This window comes from Paraburkholderia strydomiana (genome assembly GCF_046030495.1).
In the GTDB taxonomy this organism is placed as follows: domain Bacteria; phylum Pseudomonadota; class Gammaproteobacteria; order Burkholderiales; family Burkholderiaceae; genus Paraburkholderia; species Paraburkholderia strydomiana_A.
Genome location: NZ_JAQQCJ010000007.1, coordinates 132,451 through 158,520, shown reverse-complemented (window position 1 = coordinate 158,520; position 26,070 = coordinate 132,451). Strand labels below are relative to the sequence as shown.

At 62.8% G+C, this 26,070-nt stretch carries 22 protein-coding genes; 16 read left to right on the top strand and 6 right to left on the bottom strand.

Annotated elements, in window-relative coordinates:
- Positions 1–563: 563 nt before the first annotated feature.
- Together fixJ and fixL are read right to left on the bottom strand one after the other, a co-directional pair.
- Positions 564–1,208 carry an oxygen response regulator transcription factor FixJ gene (gene fixJ / locus PQQ53_RS11960; protein ID WP_408143986.1) on the bottom strand — a complete coding sequence of 215 codons (645 nt, stop codon included), beginning with the start codon at positions 1,206–1,208 and terminating at the stop codon, positions 564–566.
- Positions 1,205–3,721, bottom strand: a complete 2,517-nt coding sequence (gene fixL, locus PQQ53_RS11955) for an oxygen sensor histidine kinase FixL (protein WP_408143988.1) — start codon at positions 3,719–3,721, stop codon at positions 1,205–1,207. Before fixL ends, fixJ begins: the two co-directional genes overlap by 4 nt.
- A gap of 275 nt (positions 3,722–3,996) precedes the next feature.
- Here fixL and aceE point away from each other — a divergent pair, with 275 nt between their 5' ends.
- The 3 genes from aceE (at position 3,997) to lpdA (ending at position 10,480) form a co-directional block, all read left to right on the top strand.
- The gene (aceE, locus tag PQQ53_RS11950; RefSeq protein ID WP_408143990.1) at positions 3,997–6,693 is read left to right on the top strand and encodes a pyruvate dehydrogenase (acetyl-transferring), homodimeric type; all 2,697 of its coding nucleotides are present in this window, start codon (positions 3,997–3,999) and stop codon (positions 6,691–6,693) included.
- Positions 6,694–6,779: 86 nt separating this feature from the next.
- Complete coding sequence (aceF, locus tag PQQ53_RS11945; RefSeq protein ID WP_408324191.1) at positions 6,780–8,426, top strand: dihydrolipoyllysine-residue acetyltransferase; 1,647 nt, start codon at positions 6,780–6,782, stop codon at positions 8,424–8,426.
- A 284-nt stretch (positions 8,427–8,710) separates the two neighbouring features.
- Positions 8,711–10,480, top strand: a complete 1,770-nt coding sequence (lpdA, locus tag PQQ53_RS11940; protein ID WP_408324190.1) for a dihydrolipoyl dehydrogenase — start codon at positions 8,711–8,713, stop codon at positions 10,478–10,480.
- A gap of 346 nt (positions 10,481–10,826) precedes the next feature.
- Here lpdA and PQQ53_RS11935 read toward each other — a convergent pair whose 3' ends face one another.
- The gene (locus PQQ53_RS11935; protein ID WP_095418901.1) at positions 10,827–11,399 is read right to left on the bottom strand and encodes a phasin family protein; all 573 of its coding nucleotides are present in this window, start codon (positions 11,397–11,399) and stop codon (positions 10,827–10,829) included.
- A gap of 773 nt (positions 11,400–12,172) precedes the next feature.
- Between PQQ53_RS11935 and pbpG the strand changes: the two genes are divergently transcribed.
- Positions 12,173–13,360: a D-alanyl-D-alanine endopeptidase gene (gene pbpG / locus PQQ53_RS11930; protein WP_408143996.1), complete on the top strand. Its 1,188-nt coding sequence runs from the start codon at positions 12,173–12,175 to the stop codon at positions 13,358–13,360.
- A 109-nt stretch (positions 13,361–13,469) separates the two neighbouring features.
- Here pbpG and PQQ53_RS11925 read toward each other — a convergent pair whose 3' ends face one another.
- Complete coding sequence (locus PQQ53_RS11925) at positions 13,470–14,276, bottom strand: IclR family transcriptional regulator (protein ID WP_408143998.1); 807 nt, start codon at positions 14,274–14,276, stop codon at positions 13,470–13,472.
- 178 nt (positions 14,277–14,454) lie between these two features.
- Here PQQ53_RS11925 and PQQ53_RS11920 point away from each other — a divergent pair, with 178 nt between their 5' ends.
- Entirely contained in the window at positions 14,455–15,177 is a 723-nt protein-coding gene (locus PQQ53_RS11920; RefSeq protein ID WP_408156313.1) for a (Fe-S)-binding protein, read from the top strand.
- Between the two features lie 120 nt (positions 15,178–15,297).
- Positions 15,298–16,713, top strand: a complete 1,416-nt coding sequence (locus PQQ53_RS11915; protein ID WP_408324188.1) for a lactate utilization protein B — start codon at positions 15,298–15,300, stop codon at positions 16,711–16,713.
- A 217-nt stretch (positions 16,714–16,930) separates the two neighbouring features.
- On the opposite strand, the gene PQQ53_RS11910 is transcribed toward PQQ53_RS11915, so the two are convergent.
- Entirely contained in the window at positions 16,931–17,494 is a 564-nt protein-coding gene (locus PQQ53_RS11910) for a hypothetical protein (protein ID WP_408324187.1), read from the bottom strand.
- A 263-nt stretch (positions 17,495–17,757) separates the two neighbouring features.
- On the opposite strand from PQQ53_RS11910, the gene PQQ53_RS11905 reads away from it, so the two are divergent.
- The 10 genes from PQQ53_RS11905 to iscX all read left to right on the top strand — a co-directional run bounded on the left by PQQ53_RS11905 (position 17,758) and on the right by iscX (position 25,033).
- Positions 17,758–17,997: a hypothetical protein gene (locus PQQ53_RS11905; protein WP_408156307.1), complete on the top strand. Its 240-nt coding sequence runs from the start codon at positions 17,758–17,760 to the stop codon at positions 17,995–17,997.
- A gap of 160 nt (positions 17,998–18,157) precedes the next feature.
- The gene (locus PQQ53_RS11900) at positions 18,158–18,655 is read left to right on the top strand and encodes a low molecular weight protein-tyrosine-phosphatase (RefSeq protein WP_408144008.1); all 498 of its coding nucleotides are present in this window, start codon (positions 18,158–18,160) and stop codon (positions 18,653–18,655) included.
- Positions 18,656–18,786: 131 nt separating this feature from the next.
- Positions 18,787–19,317 (top strand): Fe-S cluster assembly transcriptional regulator IscR, encoded by a 531-nt coding sequence (gene iscR / locus PQQ53_RS11895; RefSeq protein ID WP_042322770.1) that lies wholly within the window; start codon positions 18,787–18,789, stop codon positions 19,315–19,317.
- A 76-nt stretch (positions 19,318–19,393) separates the two neighbouring features.
- Positions 19,394–20,617: an IscS subfamily cysteine desulfurase gene (locus PQQ53_RS11890; protein ID WP_408144011.1), complete on the top strand. Its 1,224-nt coding sequence runs from the start codon at positions 19,394–19,396 to the stop codon at positions 20,615–20,617.
- Positions 20,618–20,687: 70 nt separating this feature from the next.
- Positions 20,688–21,101 (top strand): Fe-S cluster assembly scaffold IscU, encoded by a 414-nt coding sequence (gene iscU, locus PQQ53_RS11885; RefSeq protein WP_327628466.1) that lies wholly within the window; start codon positions 20,688–20,690, stop codon positions 21,099–21,101.
- 172 nt (positions 21,102–21,273) lie between these two features.
- Complete coding sequence (gene iscA / locus PQQ53_RS11880; protein ID WP_408144014.1) at positions 21,274–21,597, top strand: iron-sulfur cluster assembly protein IscA; 324 nt, start codon at positions 21,274–21,276, stop codon at positions 21,595–21,597.
- Between the two features lie 178 nt (positions 21,598–21,775).
- Positions 21,776–22,303, top strand: coding sequence for a Fe-S protein assembly co-chaperone HscB (gene hscB, locus PQQ53_RS11875; protein WP_408144016.1), 528 nt, complete (start codon positions 21,776–21,778; stop codon positions 22,301–22,303).
- Positions 22,304–22,462: 159 nt separating this feature from the next.
- Complete coding sequence (gene hscA, locus PQQ53_RS11870) at positions 22,463–24,334, top strand: Fe-S protein assembly chaperone HscA (RefSeq protein WP_408324185.1); 1,872 nt, start codon at positions 22,463–22,465, stop codon at positions 24,332–24,334.
- Between the two features lie 144 nt (positions 24,335–24,478).
- A complete protein-coding gene (gene fdx / locus PQQ53_RS11865) occupies positions 24,479–24,820 on the top strand; it encodes an ISC system 2Fe-2S type ferredoxin (RefSeq protein WP_175160925.1) in 342 nt (113 codons plus the stop codon).
- 15 nt (positions 24,821–24,835) lie between these two features.
- Positions 24,836–25,033, top strand: a complete 198-nt coding sequence (iscX, locus tag PQQ53_RS11860; RefSeq protein WP_408144020.1) for a Fe-S cluster assembly protein IscX — start codon at positions 24,836–24,838, stop codon at positions 25,031–25,033.
- Positions 25,034–25,182: 149 nt separating this feature from the next.
- Here the strand turns inward: iscX and PQQ53_RS11855 are convergent, their stop codons facing one another.
- A complete protein-coding gene (locus tag PQQ53_RS11855) occupies positions 25,183–25,896 on the bottom strand; it encodes a glycine zipper 2TM domain-containing protein (protein ID WP_408324183.1) in 714 nt (237 codons plus the stop codon).
- Positions 25,897–26,070: the final 174 nt, after the last annotated feature.

The following is a 26,070-nucleotide window of genomic DNA, read 5'->3' as shown; positions in this document are numbered from 1 at the left end:
TCACGGTCGGGTTACAGGCGAAACGTCGATGCGCGGCACGCGCCACGGCGATGCGTCACGCTGGAATCGGAGAGAGCACAGGCAGGCGAGGCGAGGTGTAGCGGATGAATGGGCAGCCGCGTGCGAGTGATGCGGATGCGGTGGACGACGCGACAATGAAGCGGCAACGATGCAGGAGGTGCGGCATGCGGGCCGCGTGGTCCGCATGCGGCGTTTCGCGAAACGCTGTGCGCCGTGTACCGCGTGTCGTACCCGCATTGATTGCGCATCAGCACCTCCTAAGGAGTTCTGTATAAATTAGGGGGCGTAGCGGGGCTTGTCAATCATGTCGGACGAAAGTGGTGTATTAGAAACGGACCAGCCGGGGTGAGCAATTACCGGGCCGCGCATCGTGACCGGCACTGCAATAGGGAAGACGGCGCGGGGGATGGCGCGCAAATGCAAACGCGGGAAGGGTGCCGTGCGCGAGTAGCGCAGGCATGGAACCGGTGCGGGCCGGACGCTTCTGCAGTCCGGCCGTGGGCAATGCGATGGGCTCTTGCGGGGAATGCCGCCCGTCGGATTTATTGCGCGGGTTGCGGCTTGTTCGACAGCGCGAGTCGCAGCAGATCGGCGACCGTGTTGACGTTGAGCTTTTCCATGATGTTCGCGCGATGCGCTTCGACCGTCTTGATGCTGATGCCGAGGTCGTCGGCGATCTGCTTGTTCAGGCGGCCCGCGATGATGCGCTCGAGCACCTGATGCTCACGTGCGGTCAGCTTGCCAAGACGCTCGGCGGCGGCGCGTTGCTGCTGCACGCTGGTGCTCTCGGTGCGCGCCTTGTCGAGCATGCGCTCGACGAGCTTGCGCAACTCGGCTTCGTCAAACGGTTTCTCGATGAAGTCCATCGCGCCTTTTTTCATCGTCGACACGGCCATCGGCACATCGCCGTGACCCGTCACGAAGATGATCGGCAGCGACGCGTTGTCGGCGATCAGGCGTTCCTGCAACTCGAGCCCGCTCATGCCGGACATCCGCACATCGAGGATCAGGCAGGCGATCTGGCCCGGATGCTGATGCGGCTGCCATGCGTCGATGAACTGCTCGGCGCTGGAGAAGCATTGCACGCGGTAGCCGTTCGCCTCCAGCAGCCAGCGCAGCGAATCTCGCACGGCCTCGTCGTCGTCGACGACAAAGACAGTTTCCTGTGTGGTGACTGGGCTGTTCATAGCTCTCCCGTAACGGTTTGTGGTGTCGGCGCCTCTGACCCGCCGTTGCTCGGGCCGTCAGGCTCTCCAATAGGCAGACTGCAATGGAACGTGGCGCCTGTGATGTGGCCGTCGGACTCGACGTTGTTCACCACCCACAGACGGCCGCGGTGCGATTCGATAATCGAACGGCAAATGTTCAGCCCCATGCCCATACCATCGGACTTGGTGCTGTAAAACGGTTCGAACAGCCGCTCGGCTGTCGCTTCGTCGACGCCCGGACCCTGGTCGACGACGCTGATGCAGACAAAGCCGCTCTCCAGCCGCACGACCACCCGGATCACCGGATCGACCGCATTCGGGCGGGCTTCGGCCATCGCCTCGGCGCCGTTCTTCAGCAGGTTGACCAGCACCTGCTCGATCAGCACCGGGTCGACGTAGATCACCGGCAGGCGCGAGCGCAGATCGGTGACGATGCGAATGCGACGCTTGCGCGTTTCGATCTCGGCGAGCCCCACCGCGTCCGCGACGATGTCGGCGACGCGCGTGGCTTGCCGCTTCGGCTCGCTGCGCTTCACGAACTCGCGGATGCGTTTGATGATCATGCCGGCGCGCACCGCCTGCTGGGCGGTTTTTTCAAGCACCGGCAGCAGATTGTCGGGCGTCGTGCGACCGGATTTAACCAGCGCGACGGTGCCGGAGCAATAGTTGTTGATCGCGGCGAGCGGCTGATTGAGTTCGTGCGCGAGCGACGAGGCCATCTCGCCCATCGTCATCAGGCGGCTCGTGAACTGCAGCTTTTCGTCCTGCTGGCGCGCCAGTTCCTGCGCCCGCTTGCGGGTGGTGATGTCGGTCGCGATCTGCATCTGCGCGAGGTGGCCGTCCACCCACTGGATGTACTGACGGCGCACTTCGAACCACTTCTGGATGCTTTGCACGTAGATTTCCTGCGCATCGGCGGTGCTTTCGGTCAACGCGGCCGCGGGCAGGCCCGCGTAGGTATCCACCATATCGATCGAATCGGACGACGCCTGTGCGCTATCGAACCCGCCGCCCGCCAATTCCAGATGGCCGTCGGGGCGAATACCGAACAGGTGCCGGTAGTAGCGATTGGCGAACAGCAGCTCGGCTTCGTCGGCGGCCAGCACCGACACCGCGGCGTCGAGGCTTTCGAGCACGGTGGTGAAGCGTTCGTGGGCGGCGGCGAGTTCCTCGCGCGCGCGTTTCGGTTCGGTGATGTCGGTCATCGACGACATCCAGCCGGTCTGGCGGCCCGAACTGTCGATCAGCGGCGATACATAGAGACGCGCATGGAACAGCGAGCCGTCTTTCCTGCGCACCCGCAACTCGAACCCCGAGGACGGCGCCTTGCCGCGCAGTGTCATGTCGAGCTGGCGTTGCATCTCGGGATAGGCGTCGCGCGGCCAGTAGGCGAACGGCGCGTTCTTGCCGACCAGATCGCTCTCGTCCCAGCCGGTCATCCGGCAGAACGCGGGATTCACGTGGGTGATGCGCCCGTGCATGTCGAGCACGCGCATGCCGATCAGCACCGAGTTTTCCATCGCGCGGCGGAAGAACGCTTCCGCGTACAGCGCCTGCTGCGCTTCGAAGCGCTGGCGCGTGTGCTTCCACAGACTCCAGAGGCTCCACAGCACGAAGCACGAGAGGCCCGCCACCAGCCACACCAGCGTGTTGTTGGTGAAGTTGGTCATCTGCGGGAACGCGTAGACGCGCACCGAGATGCCTTGGCCCGGCGGATCGAGCGGCAGGTCGTAGAACATGTCGCGCGGCAGGCGCGGGCGGGTTGACGTGGTGGTCAACTCGCGGTTGTTCACGTCGATGATCGAGATCTTGTATTTGGCCGACAGCTCGGGCGGGATGTCGCGCTTGAGAATGCCTTCGACCGAGAACACCGCCGCAATCGAGCCGAGGAACTCGCGGTCGCGGAACACCGGCGTTTGCAGCGTGATATAGCCGTTGCCGAGGTCGTCGTAGATCAGTGGCGAATAGACCTGGCGGCGCGTGTCGCGCGCTTCGGTGAAGGCGGCTTTGACCGCTTCGTCCATCTGCGCGTCGTTGGGCCTCGCGAGCCGCTGGCCGAATACGGGCAGGGCGGTATTGGGCCAGCGCGGCTGCTGCGCGCTGGTGTACCAGTTCATGTAGAGGATCTCGGGATGCCCCTGCATGATGTCCGTGGTGGACGCCTGGAACGAATGCGGATCGGCGTGGCCGGTGGCCAGATCGCGTGCGAGCGCCTGAATCTGTTCCTGCGCGCCGGTCATGGACAGGCGGATCTGCTGCTGCGCCCACGCGACGTTACGGTAGAGGGTGTCTTCCTGCTGCTGCTGTTCGCGCCGGTTGAGGCTCCACAGGATCAGGCTCATGACGACCAGGAAAACCAGGATCGACAGGAGCGGCGTCAGCAAATAGGAATTCGACCACCATGGTCCATGGTGCCAGCGGGAGGACGGCGTCGAATCGCCCGGCGAACCGGCGGTGCGCGCCGAGCGAGCGAAAAGCCGTTCGGTCAACATGCGTGGCATTGTAGCGCAGCGCGTGACTGACAAATGGCGCAAAAAAGCACGGAAAGTACCGTTAATCGGCGCAAACTAGCCGACGTATCCGCCGATCGGCAGTCAAACCAGGTTGCGTCGCAGCAATTTTCCGCATTATGAGAAGTGATCTCGTCATTTGAAAATTTTGTTGCGTGGACGTCGGGAGCCTTATTACAATCGGCCGGAGCTGCCGCGGTCGTGCTTCGTCCGCGTCGTCTGTCCAAAGAGCGTTCCTCTATATCCAGGAGACGAGCATGTCCGCTGTACCCGACGAAGTCATGAAATATGTCGCCGCTGAAAAAGACGACGATCCCCAGGAAACCGGCGAATGGCTTGAAGCGCTGGATGGCGTGATTTCTGCTGTGGGCCCCGACCGTGCCCACTACCTGATCGAGAAACAGATCGAGTTCGCCCGCGTGCACGGCGAACATCTGCCGTTCTCGGCCAACACCCCGTACATCAACACGATTCCGGTCGCGCGCCAGGCGAAGATCCCCGGCGACCAGGACCTCGAACACCGCATCCGCTCGTACACGCGCTGGAACGCCATCGCGATGGTGCTGCGTGCGGGCAAGGAAACCAACGTCGGCGGCCACATCGCGTCGTTCGCTTCGGCGGCCACCCTGTATGACGTCGGCTACAACCATTTCTGGCACGCACCGTCCGCCGCGCATGGCGGCGATCTCGTGTTCGTGCAGGGCCACTCGTCGCCGGGCGTCTACTCGCGCGCGTTCCTGCTCGGCCGCCTGACCGAAAACCAGCTCGACAACTTCCGTCAGGAAGTGGGCGGCGAGGGCATCTCGTCGTATCCGCACCCGTGGCTGATGCCGGACTTCTGGCAATTCCCGACCGTCTCGATGGGCCTCGGCCCGATCATGGCGATCTACCAGGCGCGCTTCATGAAGTACATGCAGGCGCGCGGCATCACGAAGACCGAAGGCCGCAAGGTCTGGGCCTTCCTCGGCGACGGCGAGACGGACGAGCCGGAATCGCTCGGCGCGATCGGCATGGCCGGCCGCGAACGCCTCGACAACCTGGTGTTCGTGATCAACTGCAACCTGCAGCGCCTCGATGGCCCGGTGCGCGGTAACGGCAAGATCATCCAGGAACTCGAAAGCGAATTCCGCGGCGCGGGCTGGAACGTCATCAAGGTGATCTGGGGCAGCCGCTGGGATGCGCTGTTCCAACGCGACAAGTCGGGCGCGCTGATGCGCCGGATGATGGACGTCGTCGACGGCGAATACCAGACGTACAAGTCGGAGTCGGGCGCGTATGTGCGCGAGCACTTCTTCAACACGCCGGAACTGAAGGCGCTGGTCGCCGAATGGTCCGACGAAGACATCTGGAATCTGAATCGCGGCGGCCACGATCCGCACAAGATCTACGCAGCGTTCCAGGAAGCATCGAATTCGAAGGGCCAGCCGACCGTCATCCTCGCGAAGACGATCAAGGGCTACGGCATGGGCGAAGCCGGCCAGGCGATGAACATCACCCACCAGCAGAAGAAGATGCAGGTGGAGCAGCTGAAGAAATTCCGCGATCAGTTCCGTCTGCCGATCGCCGACGAAGACCTCGTCAACGTGCCGTACCTCAAGTTCGAAGAAGGTTCGAAGGAACTTGAGTACATGCGCGCTCGCCGCCAGGACCTCGGCGGCTATCTGCCGGCGCGTCGTCAGAAGGCGGACTCGCTGCCGGTGCCGGAACTGTCGGCGTTCGAGCCGTTGTTGAAGGGCACGGGCGAAGGCCGCGAGATCTCCACGACGATGGCGTTCGTGCGGATCCTGAACATCCTCCTGAAGGACAAGGCGCTCGGCAAGCGCATCGTGCCGATCGTGCCGGACGAGTCGCGTACTTTCGGTATGGAGGGCCTCTTCCGTCAGATCGGTATCTGGAATCAGGACGGCCAGAAGTACGTGCCGGAAGACTCCGACCAGCTGATGTTCTACCGCGAGTCGGAAAGCGGCCAGATTCTGCAGGAAGGCATCAACGAAGCCGGCGGCATGGCCGACTGGATCGCAGCCGCGACGTCGTATTCGACGCACGGCGAAATCATGATCCCGTTCTACATCTTCTACTCGATGTTCGGCTTCCAGCGTATCGGCGACCTCGCATGGGCGGCGGGCGACATGCGCTCGCGCGGCTTCCTGCTGGGCGGCACCGCGGGCCGCACGACGCTGAACGGCGAAGGTCTGCAACACGAAGACGGCCACTCGCTGCTGTGGGCCGCTTCGGTGCCGAACTGCATCAGCTACGACCCGACGTTCGGTTACGAACTCGCGGTCATCATGCAGGACGGTCTGCGCCGCATGGTGGCCGACCAGGAAGACGTGTATTACTACATCACGGTGATGAACGAAAACTACGAGCACCCGGCGATTCCGCAGGGCGACGCTGTAGCGGCCGACATCATCAAGGGCATGTACGCGTTCCGCAAGGCCGAAGCTGACAAGAAGGCGCCGCGCGTGCAGCTGATGGGCGCGGGCACGATCTTCAACGAAGTGATCGCCGCCGCCGACCTGCTGAAGAACGACTGGGGCGTCGCCGCCGACCTGTGGAGTGTGCCGAGCTTCACCGAACTGGCGCGCGAAGGCCACGAAGTCCAGCGCTGGAACCTGCTGCACCCGACCGAAGAGAAGAAGCTCTCGCACGTCGAGAAGCTGTTGAAGGACGCGCAAGGTCCGGTCATCGCATCGACCGACTACGTGCGTGCGCTGACCGAGCAGATCCGTGCGTTCGTGCCGCAGAAGTTCGTCGTGCTGGGCACGGATGGCTATGGCCGTTCGGACACCCGCGAAAAACTGCGCCACTTCTTCGAAGTCGACCGCTACTGGGTCACGGCTGCCGCGCTCAATGCGCTGGCAGACGAAGGCACGATCGAACGCAAGGTGGTCGCCGAGGCGCTCAAGAAGTACAACCTTGATCCCGCCAAACCCAACCCGATGACCGTCTAAGGCATCATTCCCCGTGTGCCACGGCGTGCGCGCCTGCTTCTGATCGACGGAGGCAGGCTGCGTGCGCGGCCCAGGAGACACTAACAATGAGTCAAGCGATCGAAGTCAAGGTGCCGGACATCGGCGATTACAAGGACATCCCTGTGATCGAGGTGCTGGTGAAGGCGGGTGACACCGTCGAGAAAGAGCAATCGCTCGTTACGCTGGAATCCGACAAGGCGACCATGGACGTGCCGAGTTCGGCGGCCGGCGTCGTCAAGGAAGTGAAGGTCAAGGTCGGCGACAACGTGTCGGAAGGTTCGCTGATCGTCGTGCTGGAAGCCGCTGAAGGCGGCGCGGCTGCTGCGGCTCCGGCCGCGGCGCCTGCTGCCGCGCCGGCGCCCGCGCCGGCTGCTGCGCCCGCACCCGCTTCGAGCGGCGGCGGCCTGCAGGAAGTCAAAGTGCCGGATATCGGCGACTACAAAGACATCCCCGTGATCGAAGTCGCGGTGAAGGTCGGCGACCGCGTCGAGAAAGAGCAGTCGCTGGTGACGCTCGAATCCGACAAGGCGACCATGGATGTGCCGAGCTCGGCCGCCGGTGTCGTCAAGGAAGTGAAGGTCAAGGTCGGCGATACGGTCTCGGAAGGCTCGGTAATCGTCGTGGTGGAAGCCGAAGGTGGCGCTGCCGCACCGGCTGCCACACCGGCTGCGAAACCGGCACCCGCCGAAAAGCCGTCCGATGCGCCGGCGACGCCGTCGCCCGCACCGGCTGCACCGTCAGCGCTTGCGCAAGCACCGTCGATTCCGGCAGGCGAGGGCGGCACGCGCCACGCGAGCCACGCGTCGCCGTCGGTGCGCAAGTTCGCACGCGAACTCGGTGTCGATGTGACGCAGGTGCAAGGCACGGGTCCGAAGGGCCGCATTACGCAGGCCGACGTGACCGCTTTCATCAAGGGCGTGATGACCGGTCAGCGTGCAGCGCCGGCAGGCGCGGCGCCGGCGGCCGCAGGTGGCGGCGAGTTGAATCTGCTGCCGTGGCCGAAGATCGACTTCACGAAGTTCGGTCCGATCGATCCGAAGCCGCTGTCGCGTATCAAGAAGATTTCGGGCGCGAATCTGCATCGCAACTGGGTCATGATTCCGCACGTCACAAACAACGACGAGGCGGACATCACCGAACTCGAAGCGCTGCGCGTGCAGTTGAACAAGGAAAACGAAAAGGCCGGCGTAAAGATCACGATGCTGGCGTTCGTGATCAAGGCCGTGGTGTCGGCCCTGAAGAAATTCCCGACGTTCAACGCGAGCCTCGATGGCGATAACCTCGTGTTCAAGCAGTACTACCACGTAGGTTTTGCCGCCGATACGCCGAATGGTCTGGTGGTGCCGGTGATTCGCGACGCGGACAAGAAGGGTCTCGTCGAGATCGCCAAGGAAATGACCGACCTGTCGAAGGCCGCGCGCGACGGCAAGCTCAAGCCGGATCAGATGCAAGGCGGCTGCTTCTCGATTTCATCGCTCGGCGGGATCGGCGGCACGCATTTCACGCCGATCATCAACGCGCCTGAAGTCGCCATTCTCGGTCTCTCGCGCGGTGCGATGAAGCCGGTGTGGGATGGCAAGCAGTTCGTGCCGAAGCTGATGTTGCCGCTGTCGCTGTCGTATGACCATCGGGTTATCGACGGGGCTGAAGCTGCGCGCTTCAATGCGTATCTTGGGGCGCTTCTTGCCGATTTCCGGCGTGTGATTCTTTGATGGTGATGTTGCGCGGGGCGCTGACTGTTTGTCTGTGATCCGCGCACTTTTGTAGAACCTGCATGCTTGTCGGTCTATTAGCGTCGCCCCTGTGCGGGGCGGCACTTACTTTTCTTTGTACCCCAAGGGCACTTCCTTCGGGGTGTCTTCCAAAGAAAAGTAAGCAAAAGAAAGGCGCGTCCTTCGGCGGACAGCAAAGGATGATTCTGTCCGTCGCGCTGCCAGCTTTTGGGCCATAGCGGTAGGTTCTTCGCTCATCACGATCAATAAGAGAAGGGGACAACATGAGTCTCGTCGAAGTAAAAGTGCCGGATATCGGTGACTTCAAGGACGTCGATGTCATCGAAGTCAATATCAAAGCGGGCGACGTCATCGAGAACGAACAGGCGCTGATGACGCTCGAGTCCGATAAGGCCTCCATCGAAGTGCCGAGCGATACCGCAGGCACCGTCAAGGAAGTCCGCGTCAAAGCCGGCGACAAGGTCTCGCAAGGCACGGTGATTGCGCTCGTCGAAACGTCCGCGGACGCGGCGCCTGCTAAAGATGCACCGAAGGCCGCGGCCAGGGAGCCTGAAAAGGCCCCGGCGCAAGCTGCGGCTGTGCCCACGCCCGCTCCGCAAGCCGGCAGTTTCTCGGGCAGCGCGGATATCGAGTGCGACATGCTCGTGCTCGGTTCGGGCCCTGGCGGCTATTCGGCCGCGTTCCGCTCGGCCGACCTCGGTATGAAGACGGTGCTGGTCGAGCGTTATTCGACGCTCGGCGGCGTGTGTCTGAACGTCGGCTGCATTCCGTCGAAAGCGCTGCTGCATACCGCGCTCGTGATCGACGAAGCCGAAGCGCTCGGCTCGCACGGCATCACGTTCGGCAAGCCGCAGATCGATCTCGACAAGCTGCGCGACTTCAAGTCGGGCGTCGTCAAGAAGCTGACCGGCGGCCTCGCCGGCATGGCCAAGGCGCGCAAGGTCGAAGTGGTGACGGGCACCGGCGCGTTCGTCGACCCGAATCACATGGAAGTGCAGACCGAAGGCGGCAAGAAGGTCGTCAAGTTCAAGCAGGCGATCATTGCCGCCGGCTCGGAAGCGGTGAAGCTGCCGTTCATTCCGGAAGACCCGCGCGTGGTCGATTCGACCGGCGCGCTTGAATTGCGGCAGATTCCGCAGCGCATGCTGGTGATCGGCGGCGGCATCATCGGCCTGGAAATGGCGACGGTGTATGCAACGCTCGGCGCGCAGATCGATGTGGTCGAAATGCTCGACGGCCTGATGGCCGGCGCGGACCGCGACCTGGTCAAGGTGTGGGAGAAGTACAACAGCAAGCGTTTCGCGAACGTCATGCTGAAGACCAAGACCACCGGGGCCGAAGCGAAGGACGACGGCATCTACGTGTCGTTCGAAGGCGAGAAGGCGCCGGCTGAAGCGCAGCGCTACGACCTCGTGCTGGTGGCCGTCGGCCGTACACCGAACGGTAAGCGGATCGGTGCGGACAAGGCTGGTGTCGCGGTCACCGATCGCGGCTTCATCGACGTCGACAAGCAGATGCGTACCAATGTGGCGCACATCTTCGCGATCGGCGATATCGTCGGTCAGCCGATGCTCGCGCACAAGGCAGTGCACGAAGGCCACGTCGCCGCCGAAGCCGCGCATGGCGAGAACGCCTACTTCGACGCGCTGCAGATTCCGTCGGTGGCCTACACCGATCCGGAAGTGGCGTGGGCCGGCAAGACCGAAGACCAGTTGAAGGCCGCGGGCATCAAGTACGGCAAGGCGGTGTTCCCGTGGGCCGCTTCGGGCCGCGCGATCGCCAACGGCCGCGACGAAGGCTTCACGAAGCTGCTGTTCGACGAGGAAACGCATCGCGTGATCGGCGGCGGGATCGTCGGTCTGAATGCGGGCGACCTGATCAGCGAAGTCTGTCTCGCCGTCGAAATGGGCGCGGATGCGACCGACATCGGCAAGACGATTCACCCGCATCCGACGCTGGGCGAATCGATCGGGATGGCCGCCGAGCTGTATGAAGGTGTCTGCACTGATTTGCCGCCGCAGAAAAAGAAGTAAAGCCGTTGGGCCCGTCCGCTTGCGGGCGGGATCGAAGGAGCAAAAAGAAACGGCGCGTCCCGTCAGGAACGCGCCGTTTCTTTTTCGTTGGGCAACAGGGCAGGGCGCTTGTGGCGCCGCAACGACACACCCGGCGGCGGCTTACGCGTGCTTGCCTCTTCTGTCGGGCAGCCGGCAAAAAAATCCCGGCCTTTGGCCGGGCAAACGATACGTTGTTCAACGTATCGGAGCGTTCGGCCAATCAAACCGTGTGAGCGGCAACGGCACGACGCTGTTGCTTACGATAACGCCGACACTGCTTGCGCGGTGCCGGCGTGAGGTACTGCCCGAAAGCGATGCCTGAAGCTTAGACTGCCTTCTTGGCCGAGCGCGATGCTTGCGCAGCGGCTTGCGAAGCTGCCTTCGACGCGGCGGTAGCGGCTGCGTTGAAGTTGCTTTCGGCGATTTCGACAGCTTGCTTGGTCGCCTTGTGAACCGTTTCGTACGTGGTGTTGGCGGCGGTGATAGCCGACTTCATCACGGCGACGGCGGTTTCCGAACCGGCCGGTGCGTTCTTCGCGACGTTTTCGACGAGCGACTGCACCTTGCGGTTTTGCTCTTCGAACTGGGCTTCCGCAACGCGGGTGAATTCACCTTGAGTTGCCGAAACGATTTCATACACGTGGCGACCATACGACAGCGCCTTTTCAGCCACCGGCTGTGCGAGGCTAGCCTGCAGCGCCAGCAATTCCTGCGCGTCCTTCACCGACAGCGCGCGTTGGGCATTTTCCTGGCTTTCCGCGAGCGTCGACTTGACGACTTGCAGGTTCAGCTCAACCAGCTTTTCGACGCCTTCGAATGCTTTGGTCGTCAGGCCGAACAGCGTTTCGAAGTTGGCTTTCTGGGCTGCGGCGAATTGCTCAGGGGTCAGCAGAGTCATGGTTTACGCTCCTGGATTGCGGTCTGTCTGTGCGGACCGCATTGGGTGGGTGGCGAGACGGAAGATCGTCTCCCCGGACCGCGATGTATTGTGCATCGCAGCAATGGTTCCCATTTTAGGATGACCACAATGAATGTCAAGCGCTTTTTGTGCGTTGCACAATTTTAATAAAATGCTGATAAAACAAGAGGTTATGCAGTAAGCATGTCATACGTGTGACACCGGTCGATTTGACTTTGGCACCGTGCCGGTGCGGTATAAATGGGTATTGGGAACCAGTTTGGTGAGTTTTTTCTGCTGCTGAAGCAGGATCGCGCGGGGAACGGTAACATCCGCATCTCACGAAAAATCGTGAGATGGACAATTCGATGTAAACCGCAAACTGTCATGGAACGTTAATGCTTCATGCCGGTCGAATGCGCGTTGGCGGTCTCCAGCAGGCATTTACAAGATGAACGCGAGGCCCCAGCGACGTCTTGCCATATCGGCGGCGCTGCATCTGCCCGATGCTCCAACCGTATTTCCCCTCATCAAGGTTGTCTCGAAATTGCCGTTAAGCTGCAGGAATCCCTCGATTCGGGCGGATGGCGACAAGGGCGAGACGTAGCACGTTGGCGATCGTTTTTTTCGATCGACGTGCGGCACTTATTTGTGTTTTTGCGATCGGAGCTTACAAGCCGGTTTAAGGAGCGCCTATAAGTGCTTCAAATTGCTAATTTTTCGTTGTTTTACTACACTTGCGGAAACCTCTCGCCGCTCCCTACCGAACACCCATGAAAACCGACATGTTTTCGTCGCTGAAAGTGATCCACGGCGCGGCCCGCAGCACCGCTCTGTCGGTGGCCGTCTCCCTGGTCGTCGCAGCGGCGTTTGCCACGCCCGTCAGCAGCCTTGCCGCCACGGCTGCTGCAACCGCAAAAACCTCCAAACACGCTAAAGCCGCGAAGAAGCCGGCCGCCGCCGACGCCAAGGTGTCGAGCAAGTCGGCGAAGGCCAGTAAAGGCGCGGCGGTGAAAGCCGCGGCCGCTGCGGACGACGATGCGCCGCGCGCCAGCGCCAAGCGCAAGCGCGTGAGCTTCACGTCGAACGGCCGTCACCACTCGGTGGTGCGCCGCGTCGCGTACGAGCCGCGCCAGCCGACCGTCGGCCAGGCTTTCGGCCTGCACGAAACGCCGGACGCGCTGATGTTGCGCTCGAGCGTCGCCTACGTGATCGACCAGAACTCCGGCGAGCCGCTGTTCGACAAGAACTCGCGCGCGGTGGTGCCGATCGCGTCGATCACCAAGCTCATGACGTCGATGGTGGTGCTCGATTCGAAAGAGTCGATGACTGACCAGATCGAAGTCACCGACGAAGACCGCGACTATGAGAAGAACACCGGCTCGCGTCTGTCGGTGGGCTCCGTACTGTCGCGTGAAGACATGCTGCACATCGCGCTGATGGCCTCGGAAAACCGGGCCGCCGCTGCGCTGTCGCGGTATTTCCCGGGCGGCCGTCCGGCGTTCCTCGCCGCGATGAACGCGAAGGCCAAACAACTCGGCATGACCGATACGCACTTCGAAAACCCTACGGGATTGACGAGCCAGAACGTGTCGAGCGCGCGCGACCTCGTGAAGATGGTCAACGCGGCGTATCAGTATCCGCTGATCCGCAAGTTCTCGACCGATCACAGCTACGAGGTGTACACCGGCAAGCGCTCGCTGGCGTACAACAGCACCAATGCGCTGGTGCGTAATCCGACGTGGGACATTGGTCTGCAAAAGACCGGTTTCATTAACGAAGCGGGCGAGTGCCTCGTGATGCAGGCGACCATTCATGGCCGTCCGATGATCATGGTGCTGCTCGATTCGTCGGGTAAGTACTCGCGTTTCGCGGACGCCACGCGTCTGCGCACGTGGCTGGATAACGGCGGCGACCAGCCGCGTATCACCAGCGCGGATGCCGGCGGTCCTGGCACCTGAAGCGCCGTGGTATGGCGGCGGGTTTCTCGACCTTCCGTCCATGAATAAAAAAAGCCTCGCATTTTCGCGAGGCTTTTTTTATTGCAACGGCGCGGAAGTGACTGCCGTTTCAGGCGTGATGACTGCGCGAATGATCGTGCGGCGCTTGCGGCCGATAGCCGAGCGCTTCGGAAATCATCAGCGCGGTCTGGCTGAGCTGCCCGAGCCACGAGTCCTGCAGGCGGTCTGCCGGGGCCGATAGCGACAGGCCGGCGACCAGCTTGCCGGTGTCGTCGTAGATGCCGGCCGCGATGCAACGCACGCCCAGTTCCAGCTCCTCGTTGTCGCGCGCGCAGGCCTGCTGGCGCACGTGCGACAGCTCGCGCTCCAGCTTGCTCAGATCGGTGATGCTGTTCTGCGTGTGGCCCGACAGACCGGTGCGCGTGGCATAGGCTCGCACGCGGGTGGATTCGTCGGCAGCGAGGAACAGCTTGCCCACCGAAGTCAGATGCAGTGGCGCCCGCCCGCCGATGGCCCGCACCACCTGCATGCCGGAACGTTCGGAATAAGCGCGCTCGATATAGACGATTTCGTCGCCCTGGCGTACCGACAGGTTTACCGTTTGGCCGGTCTGCCGGTGCAGTTCGCGCATCGGCGTCAGCGCCGCGTCGCGCACCGACAGACGCGCCTTCACCAGATTGCCCAGTTCGAGCAGGCGCATGCCGAGACGGTAAGTGCCGGGATCCGAGCGGTCGACCAGCCGGCACATCACCATGTCGTTCAGGATGCGGTGCGCGGTGGACGGATGCAACTCCGTGCGGATAGCGAGTTCTTTCAGGCTGACCGGGTCGCTATGCGCTGCGAGTGCATCGAGCAGGCGCATCATGCGTTCGATCACCTGGATCGAAGTTTTGGGATCCGGGTTCGTATCGCTCATGGGAGGAGTCGGTTGACGCGTCAAACAGCGGAAATTGATTGTATCTCGTATAGTGAAAAAAGCGAACGCGGTTCGAATGCCTGCTCCAATTTGCGAGGCGTTCGTCCTATGCCTTCCGGCCGTTGGTATTGTGCGCCAAACAGCGGATAATCAGGGACGTTTTCCCGAAGGAGGGCTCATGCGAGTCGGATTGTTCGTCACCTGCCTGATCGACCTGATGCGTCCCGAGATTGGCTTTTCGGTCATCAAACTGATCGAAGGCGCCGGTTTCGAGGTGGTGGTGCCACCGGCGCAGACCTGTTGCGGGCAGCCCGCGTACAACTCGGGAGAGCGGCGCATTGCGCGCGATCTGGCCGAGAAAACCCTGCGCGAGTTCGAACAGTTCGACTACGTGGTGGTGCCGTCGGGGTCGTGCGGCGGCATGATCCGCGTGCACTACGGCGACCTGTTCGCCGACGACCCCGAACTGATGAACCGCTACGGCCGGGTGCGCGCGAGGGTGTTCGAACTGACCGATTTCCTCGTCAACGTGGCTAAAGTGCAATTACAGCCCGGCGAGTTCACGGGCCAGGTGACGTACCACGACTCCTGTTCGGGGTTGCGCGAACTCGGCGTGAAGAGCCAGCCGCGCGCGTTGCTCGCGCAAGTGGGCGTCGCAGTGACGGAGATGAAGGACTGCGAGCATTGCTGCGGTTTCGGCGGCACCTTCGCGGTCAAGTACGGCGATATCTCGACGGCGATCGTCGACGAGAAGTGCGCGAACATCAGTGCCAGCGGCGCCGGTACGGTGGTGCTCGGCGATCTTGGCTGCATGCTCAACATCGAAGGCCGTCTGCGGCGAACCGGAAACTCGACGACGCGGGTGCTGCACATCGCTCAGGTGCTGGCGGGAGACGTATAAGGCACGGGGGCCGTCGGTCGCCGCTTGCTGCTTGTCGCTCCACTCGCGCCGTTCATTCACGCATACCGACTCGCGCGTTCCGTGCCGCGCGTCGCGTTTTCGATTCCGCACAAGGCCGCCATGCAAATCCAATCGATGCAGTTCAAGGCTCGCGCCGGTCAGAAACTCGCCGACCAGCGTTTGCAGCAGAACCTGACCAAGCTGTCCACCAAGTTCGTGTCGGCCCGCGCCACGGCAATGAGCGCGATCGACTTTCCCGCCACTCGCGCCGCGCTCAAGGAGCGCCGCAATCGCGCGCTGGACAACCTCGACGTGTGGCTGGAAAACTTCGAACGCGAGGCGAGCCGGCGCGGCGTGACGGTACTGTTCGCCGAAACGACCCAGGAGGCGGCGCGGCTCGTCTGCGACATCGCGCGGCGCCACGATGTGAAGAAGGTAATCAAGACCAAATCGATGGTCACCGAGGAAATGCGCCTGAACGAGGTGCTCGGGCAAATGGGCGTGCAGTCGATCGAAACCGATCTCGGCGAATACATCCTGCAGATCAACGACAACGAGCCGCCGAGTCACATCATCGCGCCGGTCGTCCATAAGGATAAGGACGAGATCGCCGACCTGTTCGCGAGGACGCATGGCCGGCCGCGTCTGAGCGAGATTCCCGAGATGACCCGCGAAGCGCGCGAGATGCTGCGGCCGCATTTCATGAGCGCGGACATGGGCGTGACGGGCGGTAATTTCGTTGTTGCGGAAACGGGCTCGGTCGTCCTCGTCACGAACGAGGGCAACGAAGGCATGTGCACGGTGATGCCGCGCGTGCATGTCGCGGTCACTGGCATCGAGAAGGTGCTGCCGACGCTCGAAGACCTCTCGACGGCGATGCGCCTGCTGCCGCGCTCGGCGACCGGGCAGAGCACGTCGAACTATTTTTCCGTGCTGACGGGGCCGCGCGGCGAGCGTGACCAGGACGGTCCCGAGCATATGTACGTGGTGCTGGTCGATGGCGGGCGCACGGGGCTGATCGGCGGCGATTTTCAGGAGATGCTCAGGTGCATCCGCTGCGGCGCGTGCATGAATCATTGCCCGGTCTATCAGAAGGTCGGTGGCCACGCGTATGGATGGGTTTATCCTGGGCCGATGGGTTCGGTATTGACGCCCAGCTATGTCGGACTCGACAAGGCGCTGGACTTGCCGCAGGCCGCGACCTTGTGTGGCGAGTGCAATAGCGTGTGCCCAGTCGGGATTCCGCTATCCGATTTGCTGCGCAAGTTGCGGGAGAAGCAGGTGGAGCGGCGTCTGCGTCCGTGGAAGGAGCGCGCCGGGCTGGCCGTGTGGGGTTTTCTGGCGCTGCATCCCGACGCTTATGCGCTCTTCACCAAGCTGGCCGTGCGCGTGCTGGAGCGGATGGGCGGACGCAATCGTTCGATTGCCAAATTGCCGTTCGGCGGCGCGGGCTGGACCAACACGCGCGATATGCCGGCGCCGGTCGGCCGTACGTTCAGGGAGTTGTATGCGGCGCAGCGTAGCCATATTGGCTGAGCTGAGCGGGCGACATTGCGCGTGGCTGTGCGAAACCGTCGGCGGCTCGGTGAAGCGCGCTGGTAACCCGGTATCGGGGAGTGAGCAGAACAATTGGGATTGACGAGCCGCCGCGGTGTGCGGCAACTCAAAGGCCTTTATCGGACGGGGTGATTCGCCGCTCTGGAGTGAAGCGGGCGAAACCGATGCCCGCATCACGTCGCTTTGCACGCGGCTCTTAATGCTGCGTTATCGTTCCACCGGATTGGCGACCGGAAGTGTCTCTTGCCGGTCTTGCATGGTCACCGCTGATGCGCCCGCCGCCATTGCCCACCTGCTGCTGCGGCGGTGACTGCGGCATTGACTGCTGCGGCGGCCCCCCCGCTCCGGGCCGTGGCGCATTCGATCCGCCAGGTCCACGCGGCCCGCCAACCGCGCCCTGCGGAGGCGGGCCGCCGTTCGGCTGCCCATGCCGGCCGCCGTTGTCGCCGCGGTTGTCGTGGTTCCCGTGGTTGTCGTTATTCGGCCGGCCCCGTTCTGGGTAGCCCCGATAGCCGGGCCCCGGTCCGTAATAGCGCCCCGGTCCGCCGTAGTAGCCGGGGCCCGAGTAGTTGCTATACCCCATATAGACATTGGTTTGCGGCACGGCCGGCCCGCCGGCGGCGTAGCCGTCATAACCGTCATAGGCGCCGTAGCCGCCGCCATAACCATTGCTATACATCGGCGTGCCGTCTGGATAGACCGCGCAGCCGCCAAGCAGGGCGGCGACCACGAGGCCGGCGAGTGGTGCAAGACGTTTCATTTGGTGAGCCAGTGCGAGAGGATTACTTTTGTAAGACCGCCATTATCCCTGTCTGTCCTACGCAGTTTGTATATGTTTGTAAGGATGTCTTTTTCGTGCCAACGCGTACTCTCCCACGCGACGTAATCAACAATTGACTGTTCCATTTGGAGCAACGCTGTATCTCGTGAAGGTGGGTTTTTCCTGATTGCGAATTCCTATAGCATTTGCACTGGGCATAGTGCGCCACAAGCTCATGCGCCCCTAATTGGAAAAACGACATCATGAAAAAGACAATATCGGTGTACTGGCCCCTTGCCATTGTTGTGCCGCTCGCCGCAGCTGCTTATTTGCATATTTGCGGCAGTGCTGCTTCGCGCGCTCCTCAGGCCATGCTGGATGCTGATCAACTGACTGCGGAACTCGCGCGCGCCGTCTCGTACGGCATGATCGACGCGGCTTCGGCCCTGCCTGCCAAGCCGATGCGCGCTGCGACCGCGATGCCGCTTGCCGAGGCATCCTGAGTTCGGGGCCAGATAGGCCTCGCTGGGCGTGCGGCTTGACAGGCTGGCGTCACGTCTAAGCCTCTGCAACGACCTTCGGCGAGAATTTGCCCGGCTTTGTATAATCGCGGCACTGTTTATTCGCCATCAGACTCGCCTGAAAAAGCGCCTGAAACTTCAGATGAAAACCGTGTCCGTCTGCTTCGTGTGTCTGGGGAACATCTGCCGTTCGCCGACGGCGGAAGGCGTGATGCGCCATCTCGTCGATGAGGCGAAGCTCGCGGAACGCATTCTGATCGATTCCGCCGGTACGGGTGACTGGCACATCGGCGCGCCACCCGACGAGCGTGCGCGGCATGCGGCTGGGCAGCGGGGTTATGAACTGGCCGCATTGCGCGGTCGCCAGATTGCCGCGATGGACTTCGAACGCTTCGATCTGCTGATCGCGATGGACGACAAAAACGTCGCCGCGCTGAGCCAGATCTGCCCGCCGGGGCAGCGCGACAAGATCCGGCTGTTGATGGAGTTCGTCCCGGAAGCGGACGGCCGTTGGGGCGGCACTCGCGAAGTCGTCGATCCATATTTCGGCGGCGCGGAAGGCTTCGAGCAGGTGCTGGATCAATGCGAAGTTGCCTGCCGCGGGTTGATCGCCGCGTTGCGTCCCCAGTTGCTCGCGTAATTCCCGCAGCGGTGCATTCAGGTGCGCCGGTTATTAAGTAAATGACCCAAATCGCAATAGGGATACTTGACTAAATCGCTCATGTATTTATACTTGACCAAACTTGTCGAGAATTGCGGTTCCCACACCATATGAGACTCACCACGAAAGGCCGTTTCGCCGTCACGGCGATGATTGACCTGGCGCTGCGCCAGGAGCAGGGCCCGGTGACGCTTGCGGGTATCAGCCAGCGCCAGCATATCTCCCTGTCGTACCTCGAGCAGCTGTTTGGCAAGCTGCGTCGTCACGAAATCGTCGAGTCCGTGCGCGGACCAGGCGGCGGCTACAATCTGGCCCGCCGCGCCGAAGACGTGACGGTGGCCGACATCATCATCGCGGTCGACGAGCCGCTCGATGCCACCCAGTGCGGCGGCAAAGGGTCATGCGAGGGCACCAAACAGCACGACGGCCACTGCATGACGCATGAACTGTGGTCGACGCTGAACCAGAAAATGGTCGAATACCTCGATTCGGTCTCCCTCAAGGATCTCGTCGATCAGCAGCGTTCGCGCGAAGGCGCGCCGGCGGTGCTGCGCGACAGGCGCAACGAAGCGCCGGCGGTCGAGCCTGTTCGCACCGTGCCGAAAGGGCCCAATTCCGTTTTCAACATGGCCGGGTCGTGAGGCGCGGTATCTAGCATTCGCCGCAGCCTGATCAAGAACCCAGAAGCCAGAGCACATGACGTCCCCGGAGCAATTGATGAACAACGACTCTCTCCATCTGCCCATCTACATGGACTACAGCGCTACGACGCCGATCGATCCGCGCGTGGTGGACAAGATGATTCCGTATCTGCGCGAGCAGTTCGGCAACCCCGCATCGCGCAGCCACTCGTATGGCTGGGACGCGGAGCGTGCAGTTGAAGAAGCGCGTGAGAACGTCGCCGCGCTGGTCAACGCCGACCCGCGCGAAATCATCTGGACCTCGGGTGCAACGGAGTCGGACAACCTCGCGATCAAAGGCGCGGCGCACTTCTACAAGAGCAAGGGCAAGCACATCATCACGGTGAAGACCGAGCACAAGGCCGTGCTCGACACCTGCCGCGAACTCGAGCGCGAAGGCTTCGAAGTCACGTATCTGGACGTCAAGGACGACGGTCTGATCGACCTGGAAAAATTCAAGGCCGCGCTGCGCCCGGACACGATTCTGGTGTCGGTAATGTCGGTGAACAACGAGATCGGCGTGATCCAGGACATCGAGGCAATCGGCGAGATCACGCGCGAGAAGGGCATCATTTTCCACGTCGATGCGGCCCAGGCTACCGGCAAGATCGCCATCGACCTGCAAAAGCTGAAGGTTGATCTGATGTCGTTCTCGGCACACAAGACCTACGGCCCGAAGGGCATCGGCGCGCTCTACGTGCGTCGCAAACCGCGTATCCGCATCGAAGCGCAGATGCACGGCGGCGGTCACGAGCGCGGCATGCGTTCGGGCACGCTGGCCACGCACCAGATCGTCGGTATGGGCGAAGCGTTCCGTATCGCACGCGAAGAAATGGCGACGGAAAACGAACGCATCCGCATGCTGCGCGACCGTCTGCTCGCCGGCCTGTCGGAAATGGAAGAAACGTATGTGAACGGCGACATGGAAAAGCGTGTGCCGCACAACCTGAACATCAGCTTCAATTTCGTCGAAGGCGAATCGCTGATCATGGCGGTGAAGGACGTGGCGGTGTCGTCGGGCTCGGCTTGCACGTCGGCTTCGCTGGAGCCGTCGTATGTGTTGCGTGCTCTCGGCCGTAACGACGAGCTCGCGCACAGCTCGATCCGCTTCACGGTGGGCCGCTTCACGACCGAGCAGGACGTCGACTACGTGATCAACCTGCTGAAGAGCAAGATTTCGAAGCTGCGCGACTTGTCGCCGCTGTGGGAAATGCACAAGGACGGGATCGATATTTCGACCATCCAGTGGGCAGCGCACTGACGCGCCGTTGGACGATGTCGAATTCATCGAATTGCAAATTGCAGGTTGAAACGGATCAAGGAGTGTAATCATGGCTTATAGCGACAAGGTTCTGGACCACTACGAAAACCCGCGCAACGTCGGTTCCTTCGCAAAGGACGACGATGCGGTCGGCACCGGCATGGTCGGTGCGCCGGCCTGCGGCGACGTGATGAAGCTGCAGATTCGCGTGGGCGCGGACGGCGTCATCGAAGACGCGAAGTTCAAGACGTATGGCTGCGGTTCGGCCATCGCGTCGAGCTCGCTCGTCACCGAATGGGTGAAGGGCAAGACGCTCGATCAGGCGATGTCGATCAAGAACACGCAGATCGCTGAAGAACTGGCGCTGCCGCCGGTGAAGATCCACTGCTCGATCCTCGCGGAAGACGCGATCAAGGCAGCGGTCGCCGACTACAAGCAACGTCACGGTGAAGCGGTCGTCGAAGGCGACAAGCAGCACGCTTGAGCGGTCGTTGCGGCGCGGGGTTGAGCGCGGTTGGGTGACAGGAAGCGGACGGAGCCGATTCAAGGCGCCGTCCAGCATGAGCGATATTTGATGCACAGAGGGCAGCAGGGCGTAACGCGCCGCACGGGGATCGACACCCGCGCGACGCGCGCACTGCGCAATGAGAAACGCTATGGCAATTACGTTGACCGAAAAGGCAGCACAGCACGTCCAGAAGTATCTGACCCGTCGCGGTAAAGGCGTCGGGCTGCGCGTGGGCGTGCGTACGACCGGTTGCTCCGGCCTGGCCTACAAGCTCGAGTACGTGGACGAACTCGCGGCTGAAGATCAGGTGTTCGATTGCAACGGCGTGAAGATCATTGTGGACCCGAAGAGCCTCGCCTATATCGACGGCACGGAACTCGACTTCGCACGCGAAGGGTTGAACGAAGGCTTCAAGTTCAACAACCCGAACGTGAAGGACGAATGCGGTTGCGGCGAGTCGTTCCGCGTGTAAATCCGAAGACTTCCGCGTGCAGCGGACCAAAGGCGGCGCGGGCCGCCTTTTTAATTTGATCCGCGCATCCGCCGCCGCGCCTGGCCGGTTGGCCTTTCACGCTTCGCCGCGTTTGCGCTTTCGAGCCACATTTTTAGACTGCACTCCGGTGCGCTTTCATCAACGGACTTTTAATCCGATGGCCTCGCTGAACGATAGCCACTTCGACCTGTTCGATCTGCCGGCGCAATTCGCGCTCGATGCGGCGACGCTCGATCACGCGTACCGCACGGTGCAGGCGCAAGTGCATCCGGACCGCTTCGCGGCAGCCGGCGACGCGCAAAAGCGTATCGCGATGCAATGGGCAACGCGCGCGAACGAGGCGTATCAGACGCTGCGCGATCCGCTGAAGCGTGCCACGTATCTGCTGTCGCTGCGCGGCATCGATGTCGGCGCGGAGAACAACACGGCGATGGAGCCGGCGTTCCTGATGCAGCAGATGGAGTGGCGCGAAAGCATCGAAGACGCGGCCGCGGCGAAGAACGTCGACGCGCTCGACGCCTTGCTCACCGAGCTGCGCGACGAAGAGCGCATGCGGTTCGGCAAGCTCGGCGCATCGCTCGACAGCGGCGCGAACCAGGCAGCCGGCGAAGCGGTGCGGCAATTGATGTTCATCGAGCGGGTGGCGTCGGAAATCGGCGTGCAGATCGAGCGGCTCGAGTCCTAGCGTGCGGCGGTGCCGTGGGTGGGTTTCCCCAGACACGGATGCAGACGCAACTTGACACGGAGCACGAAGCACGAAGCAAAGCACCGGCCAGCAGCCGTAGCATTACATCCAGCAACGCGAAAATTCAGGACGGGGCAAAGCGGCCCCGAGAAGATCCAGATGGCCTTACTGCAAATTTCCGAACCCGGCATGGCGCCGGCGCCTCATCAGCGGCGTCTGGCGGTCGGTATCGATCTCGGCACCACCAACTCCCTCGTCGCTGCGGTGCGTAGCGGCGTGCCCGATGTGCTGCCCGACGAGCACGGCCACGCGCTGCTGCCGTCGGTGGTGCGTTACCTGGAAAAGGGCGGCCGCCGGATCGGCCGCACGGCCAGGGCCGAAGCGGCGAGCGATCCGCGCAACACGATCGTCTCGGTCAAGCGCTTCATGGGCCGAGGCAAGGCGGAAGTGGAGGGCGCTGAAAACGCGCCATACGATTTCATCGACGCGCCCGGCATGGTGCAGATTCGCACCGTCGATGGCGTGAAGAGTCCGGTCGAAGTATCGGCCGAAATTCTCGCGACGCTGCGTCAGCGCGCCGAAGACACGCTCGGCGACGAGCTGGTCGGTGCGGTCATCACGGTGCCGGCGTACTTCGACGAAGCCCAGCGCCAGGCCACCAAGGACGCCGCGCGTCTGGCCGGCCTGAACGTGCTTCGCCTGCTGAACGAGCCGACTGCGGCCGCGATCGCCTACGGCCTCGACAACGGCTCCGAGGGTCTGTACGCGGTGTACGACCTCGGCGGCGGCACCTTCGATCTGTCGATCCTGAAGCTCACCAAGGGCGTATTCGAAGTGCTCGCGGCGGGCGGCGACTCCGCGCTCGGCGGCGACGATTTCGACCACGCGCTGTATCGCCACGTGCTGGAGCAGGCGGGAATCGCGCCGCAGACGCTCGCAGCGGAAGACGTGCGCCTGCTGCTCGACAGCGTACGCACGGCCAAGGAGGCGTTGTCGGATGCGCCCGAGGCTACCCTTGCGGCGACGCTCTCGAGCGGCACCAGGCTCGATCTGACGATCACTGAAGCTACTTTTGAAGCGATCACTCAGGCGCTGGTGCAGCGCACGCTCGGGCCCACGAAAAAAGCCCTGCGCGACGCCAAGGTCACGACCAAAGAGATCAAGGGCGTAGTGCTGGTCGGCGGCGCGACGCGCATGCCGGTGATTCGCCGTTCGGTCGAAACGTTCTTCGGCCAGCCGCCGCTCGTCAACCTCGACCCGGACCAGGTCGTCGCGCTCGGCGCGGCGATCCAGGCCGATCTGCTCGCGGGCAACCGCGGCGCGGACGGCGACGAGTGGCTGCTGCTCGACGTGATTCCGCTGTCGCTCGGCGTCGAGACCATGGGCGGGCTCACCGAGAAGATCATCCCGCGCAACTCGACGATTCCGGTCGCTCGCGCGCAGGATTTCACGACCTTCAAGGACGGCCAGACCGCGATGGCGATTCACGTCGTGCAAGGCGAGCGCGAGCTCGTCAGCGACTGCCGTTCGCTCGCGCGTTTCGAACTGCGCGGCATTCCGCCGATGGCGGCCGGCGCAGCGCGCATTCGCGTGACCTACCAGGTCGACGCGGACGGTCTGCTGTCGGTGTTTGCGCGTGAGCAGGGCTCGGGCGTGGAAGCATCGGTGGTGGTCAAGCCGTCGTACGGTCTCGCCGACGACGACATCGCCCGCATGCTCGAAGACAGCTTCTCGACCGCGGAAGTCGACATGCGCGCGCGTGCCTTGCGCGAGGCGCAGGTCGAAGCCCGGCGTCTGGTGGAAGCGACCGACGCCGCGCTCGCCGCCGACGCCGAATTGCTCGACGACGAGGAGCGCACCGCGCTCGACGCGCTGCTCGATGCATTGCGCAAAGTCGCGCAGAGCGACGACGCCGGCGCGATCGAAGCCGCGACCAAAACGCTCGCCGAGGGCACCGACGAATTCGCCGCCCGCCGCATGAATAAGGGCATTCGCCGCGCGCTCGCTGGCCGCAAGCTCGACGAGATCTGAGCGTCGCGGGCCGGCAGGCGGGCGCGCCGCGCCGGCCACGGACGCTCAAGCGCGCCGTGCGGACTTAAAAAGTCCCCACGGCGCCAGTAAAATGGTGCGGAGCCCGTTGATGGCCGCCGCGCCTCAGACCCAAACGGAAAATGTATGCCTCAAATCGTTGTGCTGCCCCACGTCGAACTGTGCCCGGAAGGCGCGGTGATCGACGCCGTGCCCGGCAAGAGCATTTGCGACAATCTGCTCGAGAACGGCATTGAAATCGAGCACGCGTGCGAGAAGTCCTGCGCGTGCACGACCTGTCACGTGATCGTGCGTGAGGGTTTCGCCGCCTTGACGCCGTCCGAGGAAGACGAGGACGATCTGTTGGACAAGGCGTGGGGGCTCGAACCGGCTTCGCGTTTGTCGTGCCAGGCGATGGTGCCGGCGGAGCAGGACCTGGTCGTCGAAATTCCGCGTTATTCGATCAATCACGCGAAGGAAAACCACTAACAGGAGGATGCAGCCATGAAGTGGACCGATACGCAAGACATCGCGATGGCCCTGACTGACAAGCACCAGGACATCGATCCGCAACAGGTGCGCTTCACCGACTTGCACCGCTGGGTCACAGAGCTGGAAGGATTTGACGACGATCCTGACCGTTCGAACGAAAAGATCCTCGAGGCGATTCAGGCTGCATGGATTGAAGACGCGGATTATTGAACGCGACGTGACTGATGAGTGCGTGGCCGAATGCGTGAGCTGTTCCGCTTCCGCTGGCTCGCGGCAAACAAAAAAGGCGATTCCATTGGAATCGCCTTTTTTAACGTCCGCGGAAATGCCGGACTGCCTCCCTTGGCCTTTGCGTTGGCCTAGCCTGCTGCCAGCGTGCCGTTTTCGACCCGTACGCGCTGGCCTTGCTGGAACGGCGGCGCTTCGTGATACGTGAAATAGCGCGTCTTGCCGTCTTCCATCCGCACCCGCACCGAATACGACGTCGAGCTGCGGATGTGCTTTTCGACCGAGTTGCCGGCGAGGCCGCCGCCGAGCGCGCCGAGCAGGGTCATTGCGGTGCGGCCGCCGCCTGCGCCGAACTGATTGCCGACTACACCACCGGCCACCGCGCCGCCGACTGCGCCGATTCCCGTGCCATGCCCTTCCTGACGGACCGCCGAAATGGCGACGACCGTGCCGCACGTCGAGCAATAGGCGGGGGATGAGGGAGGTTGTTGCGCGTATTGCGGCGCAGGTTGTGCCTGTTGCTGCTGGGCATACCGTGGTTGCTGCGGCGGCGTGGGTTCAGGTGCGGGCTGTTGAGCCTGCTGCGGCGCTTGCTGTTGCGCGAGCTGCTGCTGCGCCGGCCGGTCAACCGGCGTCGCCGAATCGACTACGCCCGGTTGTGTCGTCACTTGCGCGGCCTGAGTCTGATCGGTCTGCGCGCCGCTGCTCGACGCCTTCGGAAACAGGCCCGTGACGGCTGCAGTCGCGGCGAGGCTCGCGATGATGACCGCAGCCGCCGCGCCAGCGACCAGCGGGTGAATGCGACGTTGCTGCGCGGGTTGGGAATCGTTGGTGGGCTTGTCCATGTTGGCCTCCGTCTCTGGCAGAGTCGACTTTTATTGAGACTGAGTGTCCGGCAATTCGATCCCGTTGGCGTATCAATTTGTAACTGGCTACCGTGCGCCTTCGCGGCCATGTCCTGGCAAGGCGGGCGGGGCGCCTTGGCCTTTGCAACGTTCAACACAGATGCCCGTTGCAGG

Coding starts and splice junctions, on each gene's coding strand:
- fixJ (WP_408143986.1), bottom strand. CDS start 1,208: ATGAACAGCCCAGTCACCACACAGGAAACTGTCTTTGTCGTCGACGAC.
- fixL (WP_408143988.1), bottom strand. CDS start 3,721: ATGTTGACCGAACGGCTTTTCGCTCGCTCGGCGCGCACCGCCGGTTCG.
- aceE (WP_408143990.1), top strand. CDS start 3,997: ATGTCCGCTGTACCCGACGAAGTCATGAAATATGTCGCCGCTGAAAAA.
- aceF (WP_408324191.1), top strand. CDS start 6,780: ATGAGTCAAGCGATCGAAGTCAAGGTGCCGGACATCGGCGATTACAAG.
- lpdA (WP_408324190.1), top strand. CDS start 8,711: ATGAGTCTCGTCGAAGTAAAAGTGCCGGATATCGGTGACTTCAAGGAC.
- PQQ53_RS11935 (WP_095418901.1), bottom strand. CDS start 11,399: ATGACTCTGCTGACCCCTGAGCAATTCGCCGCAGCCCAGAAAGCCAAC.
- pbpG (WP_408143996.1), top strand. CDS start 12,173: ATGAAAACCGACATGTTTTCGTCGCTGAAAGTGATCCACGGCGCGGCC.
- PQQ53_RS11925 (WP_408143998.1), bottom strand. CDS start 14,276: ATGAGCGATACGAACCCGGATCCCAAAACTTCGATCCAGGTGATCGAA.
- PQQ53_RS11920 (WP_408156313.1), top strand. CDS start 14,455: ATGCGAGTCGGATTGTTCGTCACCTGCCTGATCGACCTGATGCGTCCC.
- PQQ53_RS11915 (WP_408324188.1), top strand. CDS start 15,298: ATGCAAATCCAATCGATGCAGTTCAAGGCTCGCGCCGGTCAGAAACTC.
- PQQ53_RS11910 (WP_408324187.1), bottom strand. CDS start 17,494: ATGAAACGTCTTGCACCACTCGCCGGCCTCGTGGTCGCCGCCCTGCTT.
- PQQ53_RS11905 (WP_408156307.1), top strand. CDS start 17,758: ATGAAAAAGACAATATCGGTGTACTGGCCCCTTGCCATTGTTGTGCCG.
- PQQ53_RS11900 (WP_408144008.1), top strand. CDS start 18,158: ATGAAAACCGTGTCCGTCTGCTTCGTGTGTCTGGGGAACATCTGCCGT.
- iscR (WP_042322770.1), top strand. CDS start 18,787: ATGAGACTCACCACGAAAGGCCGTTTCGCCGTCACGGCGATGATTGAC.
- PQQ53_RS11890 (WP_408144011.1), top strand. CDS start 19,394: ATGAACAACGACTCTCTCCATCTGCCCATCTACATGGACTACAGCGCT.
- iscU (WP_327628466.1), top strand. CDS start 20,688: ATGGCTTATAGCGACAAGGTTCTGGACCACTACGAAAACCCGCGCAAC.
- iscA (WP_408144014.1), top strand. CDS start 21,274: ATGGCAATTACGTTGACCGAAAAGGCAGCACAGCACGTCCAGAAGTAT.
- hscB (WP_408144016.1), top strand. CDS start 21,776: ATGGCCTCGCTGAACGATAGCCACTTCGACCTGTTCGATCTGCCGGCG.
- hscA (WP_408324185.1), top strand. CDS start 22,463: ATGGCCTTACTGCAAATTTCCGAACCCGGCATGGCGCCGGCGCCTCAT.
- fdx (WP_175160925.1), top strand. CDS start 24,479: ATGCCTCAAATCGTTGTGCTGCCCCACGTCGAACTGTGCCCGGAAGGC.
- iscX (WP_408144020.1), top strand. CDS start 24,836: ATGAAGTGGACCGATACGCAAGACATCGCGATGGCCCTGACTGACAAG.
- PQQ53_RS11855 (WP_408324183.1), bottom strand. CDS start 25,896: ATGGACAAGCCCACCAACGATTCCCAACCCGCGCAGCAACGTCGCATT.